This window comes from Brachyspira hampsonii, assembly GCF_002214805.1.
Classification (GTDB): domain Bacteria; phylum Spirochaetota; class Brachyspiria; order Brachyspirales; family Brachyspiraceae; genus Brachyspira; species Brachyspira hampsonii.
Genome location: NZ_CP019914.1, coordinates 2085833 through 2104063 on the forward strand (window position 1 = coordinate 2085833; position 18231 = coordinate 2104063).

Annotated in this window: 14 protein-coding genes and 1 pseudogene; 8 read left to right on the forward strand and 7 right to left on the reverse strand. The window is 27.9% G+C overall.

Translation table 11 applies throughout. The features are described from left to right. Window positions 1–2: 2 nt before the first annotated feature. Window positions 3–677 (forward strand): SAM-dependent methyltransferase, encoded by a 675-nt coding sequence (locus tag BHAMNSH16_RS09155; protein WP_069731949.1) that lies wholly within the window; start codon window positions 3–5, stop codon window positions 675–677. A gap of 356 nt (window positions 678–1033) precedes the next feature. Here the strand turns inward: BHAMNSH16_RS09155 and BHAMNSH16_RS09160 are convergent, their stop codons facing one another. After that, window positions 1034–1930, reverse strand: a complete 897-nt coding sequence (locus tag BHAMNSH16_RS09160; RefSeq protein ID WP_008728599.1) for a restriction endonuclease — start codon at window positions 1928–1930, stop codon at window positions 1034–1036. A 592-nt stretch (window positions 1931–2522) separates the two neighbouring features. Here BHAMNSH16_RS09160 and BHAMNSH16_RS14835 point away from each other — a divergent pair. Further along, window positions 2523–4346, forward strand: a pseudogene (locus BHAMNSH16_RS14835) (BspA family leucine-rich repeat surface protein). A gap of 735 nt (window positions 4347–5081) precedes the next feature. Here the strand turns inward: BHAMNSH16_RS14835 and BHAMNSH16_RS09170 are convergent. Next, a complete protein-coding gene (locus BHAMNSH16_RS09170) occupies window positions 5082–5909 on the reverse strand; it encodes a CAP domain-containing protein (RefSeq protein ID WP_008728904.1) in 828 nt (275 codons plus the stop codon). A gap of 175 nt (window positions 5910–6084) precedes the next feature. Between BHAMNSH16_RS09170 and BHAMNSH16_RS09175 the strand changes: the two genes are divergently transcribed. The 3 genes from BHAMNSH16_RS09175 to BHAMNSH16_RS09185 all read left to right on the forward strand — a co-directional run bounded on the left by BHAMNSH16_RS09175 (window position 6085) and on the right by BHAMNSH16_RS09185 (window position 9631). Then, window positions 6085–7644 (forward strand): NAD-dependent epimerase/dehydratase family protein, encoded by a 1560-nt coding sequence (locus BHAMNSH16_RS09175; RefSeq protein WP_008728905.1) that lies wholly within the window; start codon window positions 6085–6087, stop codon window positions 7642–7644. A gap of 24 nt (window positions 7645–7668) precedes the next feature. Beyond that, window positions 7669–8616 (forward strand): EFR1 family ferrodoxin, encoded by a 948-nt coding sequence (locus BHAMNSH16_RS09180; RefSeq protein ID WP_008728906.1) that lies wholly within the window; start codon window positions 7669–7671, stop codon window positions 8614–8616. 79 nt (window positions 8617–8695) lie between these two features. Then, window positions 8696–9631, forward strand: a complete 936-nt coding sequence (locus BHAMNSH16_RS09185) for a tetratricopeptide repeat protein (protein ID WP_008728907.1) — start codon at window positions 8696–8698, stop codon at window positions 9629–9631. Window positions 9632–9698: 67 nt separating this feature from the next. Here BHAMNSH16_RS09185 and BHAMNSH16_RS09190 read toward each other — a convergent pair whose 3' ends face one another. Beyond that, the gene (locus BHAMNSH16_RS09190) at window positions 9699–11330 is read right to left on the reverse strand and encodes a restriction endonuclease (RefSeq protein WP_069731950.1); all 1632 of its coding nucleotides are present in this window, start codon (window positions 11328–11330) and stop codon (window positions 9699–9701) included. A gap of 307 nt (window positions 11331–11637) precedes the next feature. Here BHAMNSH16_RS09190 and BHAMNSH16_RS09195 point away from each other — a divergent pair, with 307 nt between their 5' ends. The 3 genes from BHAMNSH16_RS09195 to BHAMNSH16_RS09205 are packed head-to-tail and all read left to right on the forward strand — an operon-like array spanning window position 11638 to window position 13719. Continuing rightward, on the forward strand, window positions 11638–12267 hold the full coding sequence (locus tag BHAMNSH16_RS09195) for a queuosine precursor transporter (protein ID WP_008728908.1): 630 nt from the start codon (window positions 11638–11640) through the stop codon (window positions 12265–12267). A 40-nt stretch (window positions 12268–12307) separates the two neighbouring features. After that, window positions 12308–13285, forward strand: a complete 978-nt coding sequence (locus BHAMNSH16_RS09200; protein WP_008728909.1) for a beta-ketoacyl-ACP synthase III — start codon at window positions 12308–12310, stop codon at window positions 13283–13285. A 14-nt stretch (window positions 13286–13299) separates the two neighbouring features. Beyond that, window positions 13300–13719: a C-GCAxxG-C-C family (seleno)protein gene (locus tag BHAMNSH16_RS09205; protein WP_008728910.1), complete on the forward strand. Its 420-nt coding sequence runs from the start codon at window positions 13300–13302 to the stop codon at window positions 13717–13719. Between the two features lie 57 nt (window positions 13720–13776). Here the strand turns inward: BHAMNSH16_RS09205 and BHAMNSH16_RS09210 are convergent, their stop codons facing one another. Genes BHAMNSH16_RS09210 through alaS form a run of 4 tightly spaced genes read right to left on the reverse strand, consistent with a single transcriptional unit; the run spans window position 13777 to window position 18153 of the window. After that, on the reverse strand, window positions 13777–14067 hold the full coding sequence (locus BHAMNSH16_RS09210) for a hypothetical protein (RefSeq protein WP_008722233.1): 291 nt from the start codon (window positions 14065–14067) through the stop codon (window positions 13777–13779). Further along, window positions 14067–14849 (reverse strand): hypothetical protein, encoded by a 783-nt coding sequence (locus BHAMNSH16_RS09215; RefSeq protein ID WP_008728912.1) that lies wholly within the window; start codon window positions 14847–14849, stop codon window positions 14067–14069. The genes BHAMNSH16_RS09210 and BHAMNSH16_RS09215 overlap by 1 nt, the downstream gene beginning before the upstream one ends. A 26-nt stretch (window positions 14850–14875) precedes the next feature. Beyond that, a complete protein-coding gene (locus BHAMNSH16_RS09220) occupies window positions 14876–15541 on the reverse strand; it encodes a HEAT repeat domain-containing protein (RefSeq protein WP_039954511.1) in 666 nt (221 codons plus the stop codon). 8 nt (window positions 15542–15549) lie between these two features. After that, window positions 15550–18153, reverse strand: a complete 2604-nt coding sequence (gene alaS, locus BHAMNSH16_RS09225) for an alanine--tRNA ligase (protein ID WP_008728915.1) — start codon at window positions 18151–18153, stop codon at window positions 15550–15552. Window positions 18154–18231 lie beyond the last annotated feature (78 nt).

An 18231-nucleotide genomic window follows, 5' to 3' on the forward strand; every position in this document is an offset into this window, starting at 1 on the left:
ATATGCTTACTGTTTACATTGCTGCAAGAGATATAGGGAATTACAAAGATAATACTGAAAGATTAAAGGAAGTTTTAATTGAAAGTGATATTGTTTTAGTTGAAAGTTTTAGAGAAGCTACAACTCTTTTTAAAGTACTTAATATAGATAAAAACAAAGAATGTTTAATAGAGTTTAGCGAACACACAAAAAAATCTAAAGATATTGATGAAATAATTACAAAGATTATAAACTGTAAAACGGTTACTCTTATAAGTGATTGCGGCACTCCTATATTGGAAGATCCGGGAAGGCTTTTGCTTGAGTATTGTTATTCTCATAATATAAGGGTTCGTCCTATAGCAGGTGTAAGCAGTGTTACAGCAGCTATTATGTGTCTGCCTTTTAATTTCAAAGAATTTTATTATGCTGGGCTTTTGCCGCGTGATGACAGAGAACGTGAAAAAAAATTATTATATTTAAAAAGATTAAATGTGCCTATTATAATATTAGATACTCCATACAGATTAGGGAAAGTTCTTAATGCAATCAGAAAAGTGTATTCAAAAGATAAAGAAATAGCACTATGTTTAGATATTACAACCGAAAGAGAAGAAATTATTATAGATAGAGTATCAGATATATATAATAAATATCAGGACAGCAAAAAAAGAGAATTTGTTATTGTTATAAGCTAATTTCTTATACGCACGCAGAGTAATACTAAAAATATAAGTTTTATTATTAATAGAATTCAAATTTTTTTATAAAAATGCATTTACCGTGCGTTTAGTGAAATTTTTAAATTTAAAAATAACTTGGGTGGGTGCTGATAAATTAGTATAAATAAAAAGAGAAAATAATATTATAATTCAAATGTAGATAATAAGTCTATAGGGCGGGGAATTAGGATAAATTTAAAATTAAAAAATAATTTAGTAAGCATACTTTTTTATTAAAACAATAACAGAAATTATAAAAAATTTATCATTTAATTTAGATATAATTTTATTAGAAATTTAAATACAAAGCAAAGTGTTATTTAAATTTGATACTATATTATCACATCGTAAATATTTCTAGTTTCAAGAACTTTTACTCCAACTTCATATTCACGCATATATTTAGCAAGTCTGTATCCGTTTATCAGAATTATTTTTACATCTTTTAATTCTTCTACAACCTTCTTAGCCTGCGGAGTATAATCTGAAGTAGTTATAAAAATTCCTCTGTTTATGCCATTAACATTTTTAAGCCCATGAGCAAATTTTGTTATTTCAGTATCATTAACTTTATTATTTTCTTTATAGCATTTGCATTGTACACCTATCATATCAAAACCGAATTTATCCATAGTAAGAGTACCGTCAATTCCTCTGTCTCCGCTTCCGCCTGTTCTGTACTTCTTACCGTATCCCATTTTCTCAAGCAGTTCCAAACATATATTTTCAAATTTAGTGCCTTTATCAACAGAGCTTTCACCCATATACTGAAGCCTGTCAAGTATATCTTTCTCTACGCTTTCATAATACTCTTCTATGCTTTTTTCTATCTCGTTTCTATTTTCATCTTCTTCTGCTTCTTCTATTTCGTCAATATCATAATTTGAATTATTTTTGCTGTTTTCTAAATAAGGCGTTTTTTCTTTTAATGTTTTTAAATCAAAGTTAGGGTTTTCTTCATAGAATTTTTTACCGAAGTCAGTTATTTGATATACTCCCTTATCGGTGTTTTCTATTAACTGAGCTTTTTTTAAAACAACTAAAGACCAATGAATTCTAGAATTAAATTTATTATATCCATTTTTTGTTATCAAATTAAAGTCTTCATCAGATGTGTTGGTATACTCTTTTAATTTGCTGTATGTATCTTTTCTATGTGCTGGTCTATTTATGTCATAAAAAAATTTTAATACATATTTATCATAATCTCTATATTTTAAAAGTGCCATAATTAAAAAACTCCTATTACTTCATTTAAAAATCATACTTCAATAATTACTTTTTTACAATGTTTTTTATCTTATTCTAAAACCCCACCCTTTATTCTATGCTGCTTAAACAGATAATTTTACTTTTATTTTCTTTGAAGCCTTATTAGAATTTATAGCACCCACCCAAGTTTTTTTAAATTTGATGTGTTTTTACCGCACGCAGAGTAATATTAAAAATATTAGTTTTATTATTGATGCAATTAAAATTTATTATAAAAATGCATTCACCGTGAGGTATATGCATTATAAATTTAAATAAATCTTGGGCGGGCGTGCTTTTATAATTTAAGTTTTTAATATAAATAAAATTGTTAATTGATATTAAAGCTATAAATTCTAAAGGTCGTGTTTTTAAATAAATCAAAAAAGTAAAATTTTATTTTAGATTATATTAAAAAAATTATATCAGCTTTTTTGCAGATGCTAAAGCAGACTTTGTCAAGCTGCAAAAAGACAAATGCTATAATTTATTTAGTATAATAACAATTTGAAAATTGCAAAATATATCAAAAAATATAAAATAACATAAAAGCAATTAGTACATATAATTATGAAATACAAACCGCAAACAAGAGAAGAATTACAAAAGTTAGTGCAAGATGAAAACATATATTTGGGTGATATTGATACTAGTTTAATAAAAGATATGATAAGGTTATTTGAAAATAGTAATAGAGAAAATTTTGATGGAATTGAAACTTGGGATACTTCTAATGTTACAGATATGTCAGATATGTTTATGGGAGCTGTAAACTTTAATTCAAATATAAATAATTGGAATGTTTCAAAAGTTACTAATATGTTCGGGATATTTTAAAGTGCTAAAAACTTTAATCAGCCATTAAATGAGTGGAATGTATCTAATGTAACAAATATGGAATTTATGTTTTCTGAAGCTCAAAATTTTAATCAGCCTTTAGACAAATGGAACACTTCTAAAGTTATTAGTATGAGATGTATGTTTTATAAAGCTGTAAATTTTAATCAGAATTTAAATAATTGGGATACTTCTAATGTAAAAAATATGAAGAGTATGTTTTCAAAGGCTTATAATTTTAATCAGTCTCTTAATAATTGGAATGTCAGCAAAACAGAAAAAATGCTCGGTATGTTTGAGAATGCTTATAACTTTAATCAGCCGCTTGATAAATGGGATACATCTAATGTTTTATATATGAACTATATGTTTTTTAATGCTAAAAGTTTTAATCAGGATATTGGAAACTGGAATGTTTTTAATGCAATTAGTATGTCATATATGTTTAGTGGTGCGGAGAGTTTTAATCATTCTATAGAAAATTGGATTATTAATGAAGCTTGTTTTATGAAGGAGTTTTTTTCGGGTGCTTCTTCTTTTAAGAATGTGAAGTCTATATTAAATATTTATTTTCTTTCCAAAGGAAGTGATAGAAAAAAACTTTTATTAATGCTTGAAAACTGCGATATAAAAGAAGTGTATAAAGAAGTTCTAAAATATAATAAACTTAAAGATTTTACAAAAAAGTTAGAGAATGTTTATTATGAAGAATTAAAAGAATTAATTGATAATAAAGAAGATATTATAAAAGAATACAAAAAATTAAAGGCTAATAATATCAAATTAAAAGAAAATGAAAAATATCAACCTAAAGATAAAATAGAATTATTAAAATTAATAAAAGAAAAAGTAAAATTGAATAAAATAGATACTAGCCTAATAACTGACATGTCTGGATTATTTCAAAACTCAAAACTTAAAAAATTTGACGGCATTGAAACTTGGGACACTTCAAATGTTGAAGATATGCATAACATATTTAGAGGAGCTATATATTTTAATCATAATATAGAAAATTGGAATGTATCTAATGTTATTAATATGGAATATATGTTTTCAGGCTGTACTAGATTTAATCAGCCTCTTAATAATTGGGACGTTTCTAATGTAAAGTATATGAGTTTTATGTTTTCAGATTGTGAAAGTTTTGACAGTGATTTAAGCAGATGGAATACATCTAATGTAGAAATAATGGCCTTTATGTTTAAAAGTGCATATTCTTTTAATCAGGATATTTCTAAATGGAATGTAAGCAAAGTAAAATATACTGATGCTATGTTTAAAGATGCTAAGAGTTTTAATCAGCCTTTAAATGATTGGGATATGAGTAATATTGAATCTATAAGTGGAATGTTTCATAGTGCTTCAAACTTTAATCAGCCTTTAGATAAATGGAAGCTATCTAATATTAAAAATATATCATTTGCATTTTATAACTGCTCAAGTTTTAATCAGGATTTAGAATCTTGGAAATTGTCAAATGAGGTTAATATGAAATATGCTTTTTCAGATTCGCTTGTAGAAAAACATGAACCTTCTTGGTATATAGAAAATTAAAAAATAAAATTTTATTCTAAAACCCGCCCTTTATTCTATGCTGCCTAAAAAGATAATTTTACTTTTATTTTCTTTGAAGCCTTATTAGAAATTACAGCACCCACCCAATTTTTTTTAAATTTCGTACTAATTTTATCGCACGCAGAATGAGTTAAAAAATACAGCTTATTTGATATTCAAATTTTTATTATATTTTTAATTCAGTTTACCGTTCGTTAAATGAATTCTAAATTTAATTAACACTTGGGCGGATGCTAAAATTTAAAATTAGGCTATAAAGATAATATAATATTACAATTTAAAATAAAGCTCTAAATTTTAAAGGGCGGGGTATGTAATTAATTTTTTAAAAATTTACCTGAAATCCCACCCTATAGGCTTTCAATTCCTTCTGATTTTGATAAACTATTTTCCTTTTAAATCTAAATGGTCATTTTAGCTGCCCACCCAAGCTTTGTTTAAATTTGCTGTGTTTTAACCGCACGCAGAGTAATGTTAAAAATATAAGTTTCATTATTGATGCAATTCAAATTTGTTATAAAAATGCATTTACCGTGCGTTAAATAGATTTTAAATCTAATTAACACTTGGGCGGGCATGCTTTTTATGATGTAAGTATATAATATGAATAAAATTTTAATTTAAATTAATGCTTTAAATCTTAAAGGGAGGGTTTTTAAATAAAATTAAAAATGAAATTTGCTTTAATTATATTCTAAATTAAATAAAAAATTATTAATCAGTAAATACCTGAACCCAATAAAGTCTGTTATTATATTCAAATACACCTACGCCTATTTTTCCAAAACTTTTATTAAGTATATTTGCTCTATGACCTTTAGAATTAAGCCAAGAGTTCATAACATCATCAGCATCTACCTGACCATTTGCTATATTCTCTCCAGCTGTTTTGTAAGTGATATTATATTCTTTTAATATAGTAGAAAATGCCGTTTTATTAGGTCTTGTATGTGAAAATAGGCTCTTTAACTCTTCTGCTCTTTTTTGTGCTGCCTCACTTAATTTACTGTCAAGCACCAATAAAACAGTTACATTATTCTCTTTTCTCGCTTCATTGCATAATTCAGTTACTCTTTCTCTCTCTTTTTGTATATTTAATTCTCTTTTTATTATGTCCCCATTTCTTGAAGATACATAGAGCATAACCCAATATTTTTTGCCTCCTTTTTCATAAACTCCTGCAGCAGCATGTGTAAATGTTTTATTTAATACCAAATTTTTTTGGCTTTTCATTATCTGATTAAATATTTCTTCTGCAGTCATATCAGCAATAATAGAGCCTTCGGAGTATGATGCAAATTGTATATTATTTTCTTGTAAAGCTGTTGATTTTCTTATACCTTCTGCTATTTCTTTAGCTCTTTGGTTTGCAGCATTTTGTAATTGTGTTTCTGTTTTGTATTCATTAAGAGATGATTTTTTTCTTTCGCTGTTTATTAATTGAAGTAATTGAGATGCTTCATCATTGTTCTGTGAAAAAGATGTTTGAGCATAAATAATAAAACTAAATAACACTAAAGATAATATTTTTAATAATTTCATTTTTTTGATACCTCCCAACACTTTATTTACAAAATTTTTTTTTCAATATATAATCTGTAAAATAAAAAACTATTTATATATGTTTATGTAAAATAATGATGAATTAATTAAAAATCATTAAACTATAATTTTAAGTTTATCGCTTTAATAAAGTATAATAAAAGAGGATAATAAGATGAAATATACAATAGCCTTAACAGGTGCCACTGGAAATATGGGACTTGAAACATTAAGACAATTAATGGAGATAGAAGATATTAAATTGGTAAAGGTGCTTGTAAGAAAAGAAAGTAAAAAAACAGCTGATAAGTTCAAAATGCAGTACGGGGAGAGAGTTGAAATTATTATAGGATATTTATATGAGAGAGATGACTGCGTAAAATTATTAAAAGATTGTGATTATATACTTAATCTTGCGGCAGTTATACCTCCAAATTCTGATAAATACCCAAAACTTGCACATCTGACTAATTTTGTAGGCGTTAAGCATATTGTAGATATATTAGAAGAAATGCCTAAAGAAAATCGTCCTAAACTTGTACATATATCAACAGTGGCTCTTTACGGCAACCGAAATGAAAAACACCCTTGGGGAAGAGTAGGGGACCCTTTATTAATAAGTCCTTATGATGCATATTCTTTTTCAAAATTAAAAGGCGAAAGATATGTTCTTGATTCATCATTAGAAAATAGGGCTATAATAAGACAAACTGCTATGCTTCATAATAGAATGCTTACTGACAATATGAGCGATGGGCTTATGTTTCATACTTGCTATAATGCTCCTCTTGAATGGGCTACAGCAAGAGACAGCGGGCTTTTAATGAAGAGAATTATTGAAGAGGATATTAAAGGAAAATTAGACGATTATTTTTGGAAAGGCTGCTTTAATTTGGGAAGCAAGGCAGAAAATAGATTAGTTGGATATGATACTTTTAATGACGGCTTCAAACTCATTGGGGGATCCACAAAAAAATATATGAAGCCCAATTGGAATGCAACAAGAAATTTTCATGGGCTTTGGTATTATGACGGATACAAATTAGAAGAATTATTTTCTTATCAGAAAGAGTCCGTTATAGATTATTGGAATGAGATAGGAAAAACACATTGGTATTATGCTTTCGGTAAACTTGTGCCTCCTTCTATAATATCGTTTTTTGCTATACAAAGACTTTTATCACATCCTAACTCTCCTACATATTGGAGAAAAAACGGAGAGAAAGGAAAAGTTATAGCTGCATTCGGAAGTGAAGAGGCTTTTGATAATTTGCCTAAAAAATGGGAAGATTTTAATTTGCTTTTTGAAAATAAAGATTCTAATGGTAATTATATAGACTATAAGGCTTTGCTTGATATAAAAAATGCCGAGCTTCTTAATCATGGATATGATGAAAATAAAAAAGACAGTGAAATAGATTTTGAAGATTTGAAAAAGGCTGCTGAGTTCAGAGGCGGAAAACTTTTAAGCACTAGTATGACCAAAGGAGATTTGCATACAAAATTAAGATGGTCTTGTTCTGAAGGACATGAATTTGAGGCTTCTCCATTTACTGTTATAAAAGCAGGTCATTGGTGTATGGAATGTATGCCGGACTATACTTGGAATTTTGATATTTTAGCGAAAAAAAATCCTTTCTTTGCTCAGGTTTGGTATGATTCTCATGAAAAAGATGAGAATATGCTTTATTATTTTGATGAAGATTTTAAGGCTCATTATAAAAAGGTAGATTAATAATAATTTATAAAGGTAATAAATATGTCTGAAAATAAAAAGGCTGTAATATACTGTTTTTCTGGTACCGGAAATACTGAAAAAGTTACAAAAGAGTATAAAAAAATATTTGAAGAAAACGGAGTTGAAACTTTGCTTTATAGTGTAGGCGATAATTTTGATAATATGCCTAATATAAAAGATTATGATTATGCCGGTATTGCCTATCCTATACATGGATTTAATGCTCCTTATCCTATTTTTGATTTGATAAAACTTTTTCCTAAATTTGAAAATGAAAAGAAAAAAATATTTATTATAAAAACTTCCGGAGAGCCTCTAACTATTAATAATATATCTTCAGAGCCTTTGATGGCAAGACTTAAAAATAAAGGCTATATTCTTACTAATGAGTATCATTATGTAATGCCCTATAATATAATATTCAGACATACTGATGAGTTTGCTGCAAAGATGTGGAAAACTGCTAAGGCTTTATGCGTGATTGAGGCTAATGAAGTTTTGGACGGACGAGAAAGTTTTTTAAAGAAATTTCCTTTCGGCAGATTTATAGCATTTTTATTTAGAATAGAGCACCCTGCTATGAAGGTTAATGGTCATTTATTTAAAGTAAAAAAGATTTGCACTCATTGTAATTTATGTGTTAAGAAATGTCCTGTTAATAATATCTATAATGATGAAAAAGGTGATATAAAGTTCAAAAATAAATGCGTAATGTGTACAAGTTGTGCTTTCAGATGTCCTGTTGATGCTATAACTATAGGAATACTTAATGGCTGGAGAGTTAATGGCGTTTATAAATTTGAAAATCCGCCTACAGGTATAAAAACTAAACATGACAATTACTGCAAAAAGGCTTATGATAGGTATTTTGCCGACGCTGATAAAAAGATACATGATTATGCTATTAGTTCTAAAGAAGAATATAAACAAAAATCATACTATAAAAATATAGAAAATTATATATTATAACAATAAATATTATTCTAACGCTTTTTTTATAATTTCCGAGAATGTAAAAAACAATATAAAAATAAGTTTGGAGCGGAAAATGATAAAGAAGTATTTAGCAATATTAATAGGTTTATTGTTAGTTTTTACAATATCATGTAAAAAACCTGAAGGTAATATAGAAGATGATTATATTAATGAAATAGAGAAGGAATATCAAAGTTCATCAAGCAATGATGTTGTAGCAGAAACTAATAACGGAGTCTCTGATAATATAGGAAATACATCAAATGATATGTCATCTGCAATGGATAATGATAATATTGATTATAATCAGGCATTAAATAATAATCCTAATCAAAATGTTAATATGACAGATAATACAGCAACATCATCTGCAGCACCTGCCAAAAGAAGACCTTTAAAAGCTACTATATATAACTTTTATAGTCCTTGGACTTCTCAAAATGATCCTTTGATAATTAGAGAGATAAGAGTTATGATAGCAAATAAAGAATATACTCAGGCTCTAAACTATATAAATAAATTAGATTTTAATAATTTACCGGCTGATGTAGATGTTGGTCAGCTATATCAGTTTAAAGGTATAGTTTATTATTTCCTTGCTAAAGGCGGTTATAAATCAAATAATGTTATAGCTAGAGGTAATATTGATTTAGCTGATGAATGCTTTAAGAAAGTAGAAGGACTTACAAAAATAGAAAAATTTAAGCCTCTTTCATTATTATGGAATGGTATGCTTTATCAAACTTATTCTAATGATGAAACAGAATTACAGGAAGCTATTGCTTTATTTGACAGAGTAATTACAGAATATCCTAGAACTAGATTTGCTAATGATGCTGTATTCTATAAGGCTGTAACTATGAAAAAATTAGGTATGCCTGAAAATGAATATAATGATCTTTTCCTTTCTATAAAAAGAGGCGGTTTTGTTGATACTTTAGTTTTCTCACAAGTAGTAAATGATTATGTTCCTGCTAATGATTTGGTAGACAGAGAAATGTTAAAATAAATTTCACTTAGGTTTTAATTTTCAAAAGTGATAGTTTATCTAAAAATAGACTATCACTTTTTTATTTTTATAGTTTTTCTTCTTTAAGGAGATTGTTAAATTGATTTCTTGAATATACAGTAACTTTATCATTATGGGAAGCATAGCTTTTAGCACTATTGCTTAATTGCACAGGAAGTATTAATATTCCGTTTTTAGCCCCAGATTCAGAAACCATCATTAAAAAATCTCTTATAATCAATTCGCCGACTTCGATTTTTTTCCATCTTTTGAAAGATATTAATGTGGTATCTTTTTTATTTCCTTTGATATTATATGTTATATAATTAACCTCATCTCCATAATCATTATTAGAAGTATTGTCAGTGTATTCCTGTATTATAGAATGCGATAATTTTGTACGAATTAGATTTTGACATAATTTTTTGAAATCTATAATATTCATGTTATAAATTTTATCTACTTTCTGAACTATTTTCAAACTCATTTCATTATTGCTGTCATTATCTATTTTTAATTCGTCTAATATCTTTTTTACATTAATATTATTTTGTATTTCTATAAGAGAAGTTAAATAATTTATATCTATAAAAGAACCTTCCCATAAATCAACAGCTCTCTCCCAATTTTCAATATCTTCTTTCTGCACATATTTTTCATAATTATTATTTTTAGAATTATCTAATTTCATCATGTTTCTAAGTTTATTAAGCTGTTCTGTAGCTTTATTTATCTCTGATAAATATTGTATTATAATATCAAAATTATAAACAGATAATTCAGGTAAATTTAAGCTGTTTATAATTTCAAATAATTTTTTAGATAGAGATATATCTCTTAAAAAATATGAGTAGAAAGAATAGTCTAATATTAAATCATATATTTTTTTGTCTGGGTTTGCTATATTATATTTTTTGTATAAATTATCATATAATTCTTTAAACTTCTCATTATCAAGAACTTTATATAATATATGTAAATAGATTCTATCAATATACTCTTGATTATTAATATGTTTATTAGCTATAATCTGTTCTATAAAATTTCTAGCTATATTCAATTCATCGGAAAGCATATACATTGATATTAAAGTTTTATTGACAGTATCTATATCTTTATCATTTTCTTTTATTAATATTTTTTGCAGTTCTTCTAAAAACACAATACATTTTTTATAGTCCTTGTTCTTAAAAAAACTAAATGCTGCAGCTTTGAGATTATCAGTATTAAATTCATTTTTATTTAATATAGCCTTATTAAAATAATCGCATGCAAGTATATAATATCCTTCATTACAAAGAACGGTTCCTGTTTTGATATTATAATACATATTATTTGGCTCTAATTTGGCGATTTTTAATGTATATTTAAAAGCTTCCTGATTTTTATCAAAATTCTCATAGAATAATTCAAGTTTTTTACATATTTCTAATTCTTCTTTTTCTTTAAAGAAAGAAACCTGCATTAATTTTTCATACATTTTGAAAGCTGATTCTGTTTCTCCTATTTGCTCTTTAAGTTGGGCTAATTGATAAAGAGATACATAATCTTTTTCGTTTTCATTAATTTTATTAGTTAATTCTTCTATTTCTTTTTTTATATGTTTAAGAGAAGGGGATTTCTTATTATTAAGAATTTTTCTTATTATTAAGATAATTAAAACTAATAATACTATTGCTGATAATATAATATAAACCATTTTCAAAACCCTACTAACAACTTATCATTAGACTTGTATATTTATTAATTGTGAATGCGTTTGTATACCAAAATAATAAGCTATACAGCATAAAAACATTGTATTTTATAATTTTTAAGATTAAATTTTTTTACATCTAATCTTGTCAAATACTTTTAAAACAAGTCTGATATTACAAATATAATAAAAATATTCAAATAATATATACTTTTTTTACATAAAATTGATTTTTTTATTATTAAAAAACTATAGACTAAAATCTTTTTTTAATATATCATATACCATCTTACTTTAATGGATTAAGGATATGGATAATATTAGAGAGGAAGAATATAAAATTTCATTTGTTACGATACTTGTTATTTGTTCTTATATAGCCTGTCAAATGATATCAAATATAGCAAGTGTAAAGATAGCTAATGTTTTAACTTTAGCTGTTGACGGCGGTACATTTTTATATCCTTTGGCTTTTACAATCAGAGATATGGCACATAAGACTATAGGAAAGAAAAATACTCAGAAACTTATAATAGTTTCAGCAATTATCAATATTTTCTCACCTATTTATTTTTATATAATATCTCAAATACCTGCAGATGCAAGCTGGGAGTTTAATGAGGCTTTTCAATTGACTTTAAGCCCTGTTTTAAGAATATCTATTGCATCTATACTAGGTTCTACTTTGTCGGAGCTTGTTGATACGGAAATATATCATCTTTTTGTAACTAAGATAACAAAGAAATATCAATGGCTTAGAGTATTAATAAGTAATGCTTTCAGCATACCTGTGGATAATTTAGTATTTGTTGTTATAGCATTCTGGGGGGCATTGCCTTTCGATGCTTTGGTAGGCATATTTATATTTAATTTTATAGTAAAATATGCAGTTACAGTTATAAGTGTTCCTATGATATATTTAGTAAAAGATAAGAATTGATTTTAAGAAAATTAATGAAATAAAGAGAGAGTTTAAATTTATGAAAGCTATTATTAAATATTTATCTTCATATTTACCTGAAAATGTAGTAACTAATTATGATTTGGAGAAAAAATTGGATACTAATAATGATTGGATAGTTTCAAGAACAGGAATAGAAGAGAGAAGAATAGCAGATGAAAAAGAAAGTACAGGAGATATGGCAATAAAGTCTTTGACAAAATTAAAAGATAAGGGTGCTGTAATAGAAGATGCTGATGCTGTAATAGTTGCAACTTCTACAAAATCATATACTTTTCCTTCTACTGCGGGACTTATTCAAAAGGCATTTCATATAAAGAATTCATGTCTTGCTTTTGATATATCTGCTGCCTGCTCAGGATATATATATGCTTTAAATACTGCTGCTTCTCTTATAGAAAGCGGAGAATGTAAAAAGGTTTTAATAGTTGCTGCCGAAAAATGTTCGGATATACTTAATTGGGAGGACAGATCTACTGCTATATTATTCGGAGACGGTGTAAGCTGTGCTTTACTGGAGGCTTCTGATGATGATTCTAAAGGCATTATATCAACAGATATAGGTTCTGAGCCTAATGATGAAATACTTATAGTAAAAGGCGGAGGAAGTGTTAATCCTATTACAGAGAATAATGTTGAAGATAATACAAATACTATAACTATGGCGGGTACTGAAGTATTTAAAAAGGCTGTTAAAACTTTTGATGAAACTATTAATAAAACGGTAAAAAATGCTGATTTAGATTTAAAAGATCTGTCTCTTATAATAACTCATCAGGCTAATACTAGAATAATGAATGCGGTTGCAAAAACTTTAGGTTTAGGTGATGATAAATTTTATATTAATATACAGAAATACGGAAATACATCTGCAGCTAGTGTTGGCATAGCTTTTACAGAGGCTTTTGAATCCGGTGTTATAAAGGAGGGCGATTATGTTCTTCTTACTGCTTTCGGAGCAGGGCTTACTTGGGGTTCTACTTTAATTAAATTTTAATTAAGAGGTTTTTTATGACATTATATGAATATTTATCTTCAGGATTTGGTAAGGCAGAAGATTTGAATTGTGCTGAGAAAATGCTTTACGGAGCAAATAAAGTATATGATTTGAATATAGATAAAAATGATTTAAAATTGGCAGCTGGTTTCGGCGGAGGTATGGCTGTTGGTATAACCTGCGGTATATTGACAGGCGGAATAATGGCTTTTGCTAAGGCTTTTATAGCAGACAGAGGACATGAGGGTACTCTTTTAAAAGAAATAGAAGCTGAATATATAAATAAATTTAATGATAAAATGAATAGCATTAATTGCGATTATTTAGTAGAAAAATACAGACACCCAGAAAATGGATGTGATTATCTAATATTTGAAGCTGCTAAAATATTCGATGAATTAATGGAAAAATATAAAGATTATAGAAAGAATTAATTTTTAAGTTTTAAAGAGGGAGTATAGTACTCATTTTTAAAACTTTAATTAAGATTATTAAATAATATCACATATAGAATTGATAATATTTACTTTTTTCCTTTCTCTTTCGCTTAAAGGAGCATATTTGGATTTGTACATTATATCATTAGCAAGTACTATAAATTGTTCTTTAAGCATTTCCGCCGCCTCTTTAGGAGTTTTTCCTGTTGCTCTAATAGCTAAATCTTCATTTCCTATAACATAATGATCCTCTGCTATTTTAATCATATAACCTTTTAATGTTTTTTTGAAATGGAAATCATCTACATCATTGAAATTTAATTCTATTTTTTGTTTTTGTGCCATTAATATATACCCGCCTTTTTTGCATAATCTTCATTAGTTAAACTAAATGTTTTTTGTGTGAATATAATATCATTGGTATTGAATGCATAAGGTACTTTACCTTTCAAACCGCTTACCCCATTTGATATAGCCTGATCTATAACTATATATAATTCTTCAGCATGCTTTTTTTGATATTTCATAACATCAGCTATAACTATTTCATAGGCAGTTTGTCTTGTAGGTGCTCCTGTATCTCCTATTATATAGTAGGAAGCTCCGTTTAGAGTATCTATCCACAAATAATTTCCTTCTATATCATGAATCTCAAAATCTATTTTTACCTTTTGAGACCAGAAAGACATAGCCGATTCAGCATACATTACTCCGTCTACTTTATCAGCAAGTAAAGCTAATGTTTCTTCAGAAAGCCTATTAGTGGCAAGCGTGCCTGTAGCAGCAACATAGTTAGCTCCTAATATAGAATGATTCGGTAATTCAGCAAATTCTTTATTTCCTAAAGCTTCCTGCAAAGTTACTAGCTTAACCATTTCATTTTGAGAATTAAAATTACTAATGAAACTGTTTAGTACAAAATCAGCATATATTTCTGTATTTAAATATTTTAATCTGTCCCAATACTCATTAGTCATACTTTTTGGAAAAGTAAAAGATGCAACTGCAATAGTTCTATTTTTATCTATTATATCATCTACCCTTACATAAGAGTATTTTTCTGCACATGAGACAATAATAAAAGATAATATTATCAATATAAAAAGAAAATTAATTTTATTGTTCATCTAATATATTTTCCTCTATTATGTTATTATTTTGCTGATGCTGTTTCTTTTATTTCTTCTTTAACTTCACTTTTTTTATTTTTTCTATATTCTATTACCTGATTGATAGTAGATCTCACAGCATAATCTTTATCCGTAGAAACCAGCAAATTTAAAGATCTGTCAACTCTGGCATCGTCATAATCTTTTAAAGCCTCTACAGCAGCCATTCTAACCCATTTATTTTTACTTGATAAACTATCTAGTATAGAATTCAAAAGTTCTTTAGCATTCATTCTACCTGCTACTTTTAATCCCTCTATTTGAACCTGTAAATCTGTATCTGATATAGCCCTTTTTATTCTGTCAATAGCTTCAGGATTATTAGCATCTAATCTTCCAAGTCCCAAAACCGCTAAACATCTTACATTAAAATCCGGATCTTCAACACTAGCACGGAGGAAATCACTGTATGCAATATCAGCTTCTATTTTTCCAAGCACCCATATAGCTTCAGCACGAACTTCTCTTCCGCCGTTTTGAGCTGCATTAAGTACTTCCAATACAGTCTCTTCATCATCAGGATTTTTAGTAAGTTTTTGTTCTGCTTTATGTACATCTTCAATTCTTCTTAAAGTAACATCTTTAGCAGAGCATGAAATAATAAGCATAGAGCTTACAGCAAATATAAAAACTATAATATTTTTCTTCATATTAAGATTTACAACCATTTACTTTTTAATTTATTAATTTCTTCTTTAGCTTTTTCTACATTCTCTATAGAACCCTGAGCAAAAGTATCTTTTCCGCCTCCGCGTCCTCCGGCAGCAGCAATAATATCTTTTATAATATTATTTGCTGATAATTTTTTGTCTTTTAAAGCATTTCCTGTAATCTGTACAAGTATAGAGTTGGAAGAATCAGTTTTACTTATCATCACAGAAATACTGTCTTTTACTCTTTCTTTTATAGTATCAGCATAAAGCCTTACTTCTTTTATATCTTCATTAAACTCTAAATTATAGAATCTAATCCCTTTTAAATCTTCAAAATTATCCATAAATGAAACAGCAGAAGCACCTGAAGTTTTAAGCTGCTTAATTTCTTTCTGCAGTTTTTTTACTTCATTTTGCAAACTTTCTGCTCTTACAGTAAGGTCATCTGTTTTTGAAGCATTAAGTATATGAGCTAAATTCTTTACTTTGCTGAATAATTTACTAGCTTCATTGGCAGCCTTTAATCCTGTAATAGCCTCTATTCTTCTAACTCCGCTAGCCACAGAACCTTCACTCACTATATGGAAATAACCAACTTCAGATGTATTTGTCAAATGGCTTCCGCCGCAAAGCTCTACAGAAAAACCATCTCCTATATCGAGTATTCTTACAGTATCAGGATATTTTTCTCCAAATAAAGCCTTAGCACCGCAGGAAATAGCCTCTTCTTTAGGCATATATTTTATAACAGCCGGCATTGATTTAAATACTACTTCATTAACCTGATTTTCTATACTTATTAATGTATCTTCTGAAATTGAATCTGGGTGTGTAAAATCGAATCTCAAGTATTCATCGCTTACAAAACTTCCAGCCTGATTAACATGATTTCCAAGTGTAAGTTCTAATACCTTTTGAAGTATATGTGTAGCTGTATGATTTTTTCTTATAGCACTTCTTCTGTCAAAATTAACAAATAACTTTATTTCTTCCCCTACACTTAAAGAATTACCGCTGCAGTCTGCTATATGTATTATAGTATTTTCTTTCTTTTGAGTATCTATTATCTTTATTATTTCTTTTTTGCCGTTTTCTATATATCCGTTATCTCCAATCTGTCCTCCCATCTCTCCATAGAAAGGCGAAACATCTGTAATAATAACAGCATTTGAAGATGATGTTTTATCTTTTTTGGCATTATCTTCATATACAGCAACTATTTTTGCATTTACTCCGTTTATAAGATTATCAGTTTCCTCTCCTACATATTTAGTTTCATAATTTTCAACATATCCGAATTTAGACCTTTTATCTTCTCCAGCACCTCTGCTCCTTTTTTTCTGCTCTTCCATAGCTTCTTCAAATCCAGCCTTATCAACTGTAAATCCATGATCTGATGCTTCTTCTTCTGTTATATCTATAGGAAGTCCGTAAGTATCAAAAAGCATAAATGCATCTTTTCCTGATATTACTTTACTATCTTTATTTTCTTCCATTACAGCATAAAGTTTATTCATACCGGCTGATATTGTATTTATGAATTTATTTTCTTCTTCTTTTAATATTCTTTTTACATTTTCTTCTTCTTTAGGAAGATAATCATATATTTCTTTATATACATTAACCACTGAAGATGTAATCTCATTTAAAAAAGCACCCTTATGTCCTAAATCGCTTGCAGTTTTCAAAGCCCTTCTTAAAAGCCTTCTAAGTACATAACCTCTACCGTCATTAGAAGGAGTGCAGCCTTCAGATATTACAAATACCAATGCTCTTAAATGATCTGCTATAAGATTTATTTTAGTTTTATTTTTATCATCATATTTAACATTCAGTTTTTTTGCTATTGCATCAACTATTGGCTTCATTACATCAGTTTGATAATTGCTTTCTACACCCTGAGTAATATAGCATAATCTTTCAAGTCCCATTCCTGTATCTATACCTACATTCGGAAGAGGAGATAAGTTGCCGTCAGTATCCTGAAAAAACTCATTGAATACTAAATTCCAAAACTCTAAATATCTTTCACAGTCGCATCCTACAAAACAATCAGGCTTTCCGCATCCTTTTTCTTCGCCCATATCAATATAAAGCTCACTGCAAGGTCCGCAAGCTCCGGAATCTCCAGCAGGTCCCCAGAAATTATCCTTTTTTCCAAGTCTTACAATCTTTTCTTTAGGTACCCCTATATGCTCATTCCAAATTTTAAAAGCATCGTCATCTTTTTCATAAATAGAAACATATATTCTTTCAATAGGAAGTTTAATAACCTGAGTAGAAAATTCCCAAGCAAATTCAATAGCCTCTTTTTTGAAATAATCACCCATAAAGCAGAAATTACCAAACATCTCAAAAAATGTATGGTGTCTTGCTGTTTTTCCTATATTTTCTAAATCAGAAAGTCTGAAGCATTTTTGTATAGTTGCCACTCTTGAATACGGAGCTTTCTTTATTCCGGCATAATAAGGCTTAAATTGAAGCATTCCGGCTGTTGTAAATAATAGGCTAGGATCGTCTATTGGTATAAGAGATGATGATTTCTCTATAGCATGCTTTTTGCTTTTAAAAAACTCTTTAAATTTTTCTCTCAATTCTAAATGTGTCATGATTAGCTACTCCTATTTTTAAGAACATTTATATATATGAAAAATTAAATTTTTATTGTCAAATAATATATTCCATTA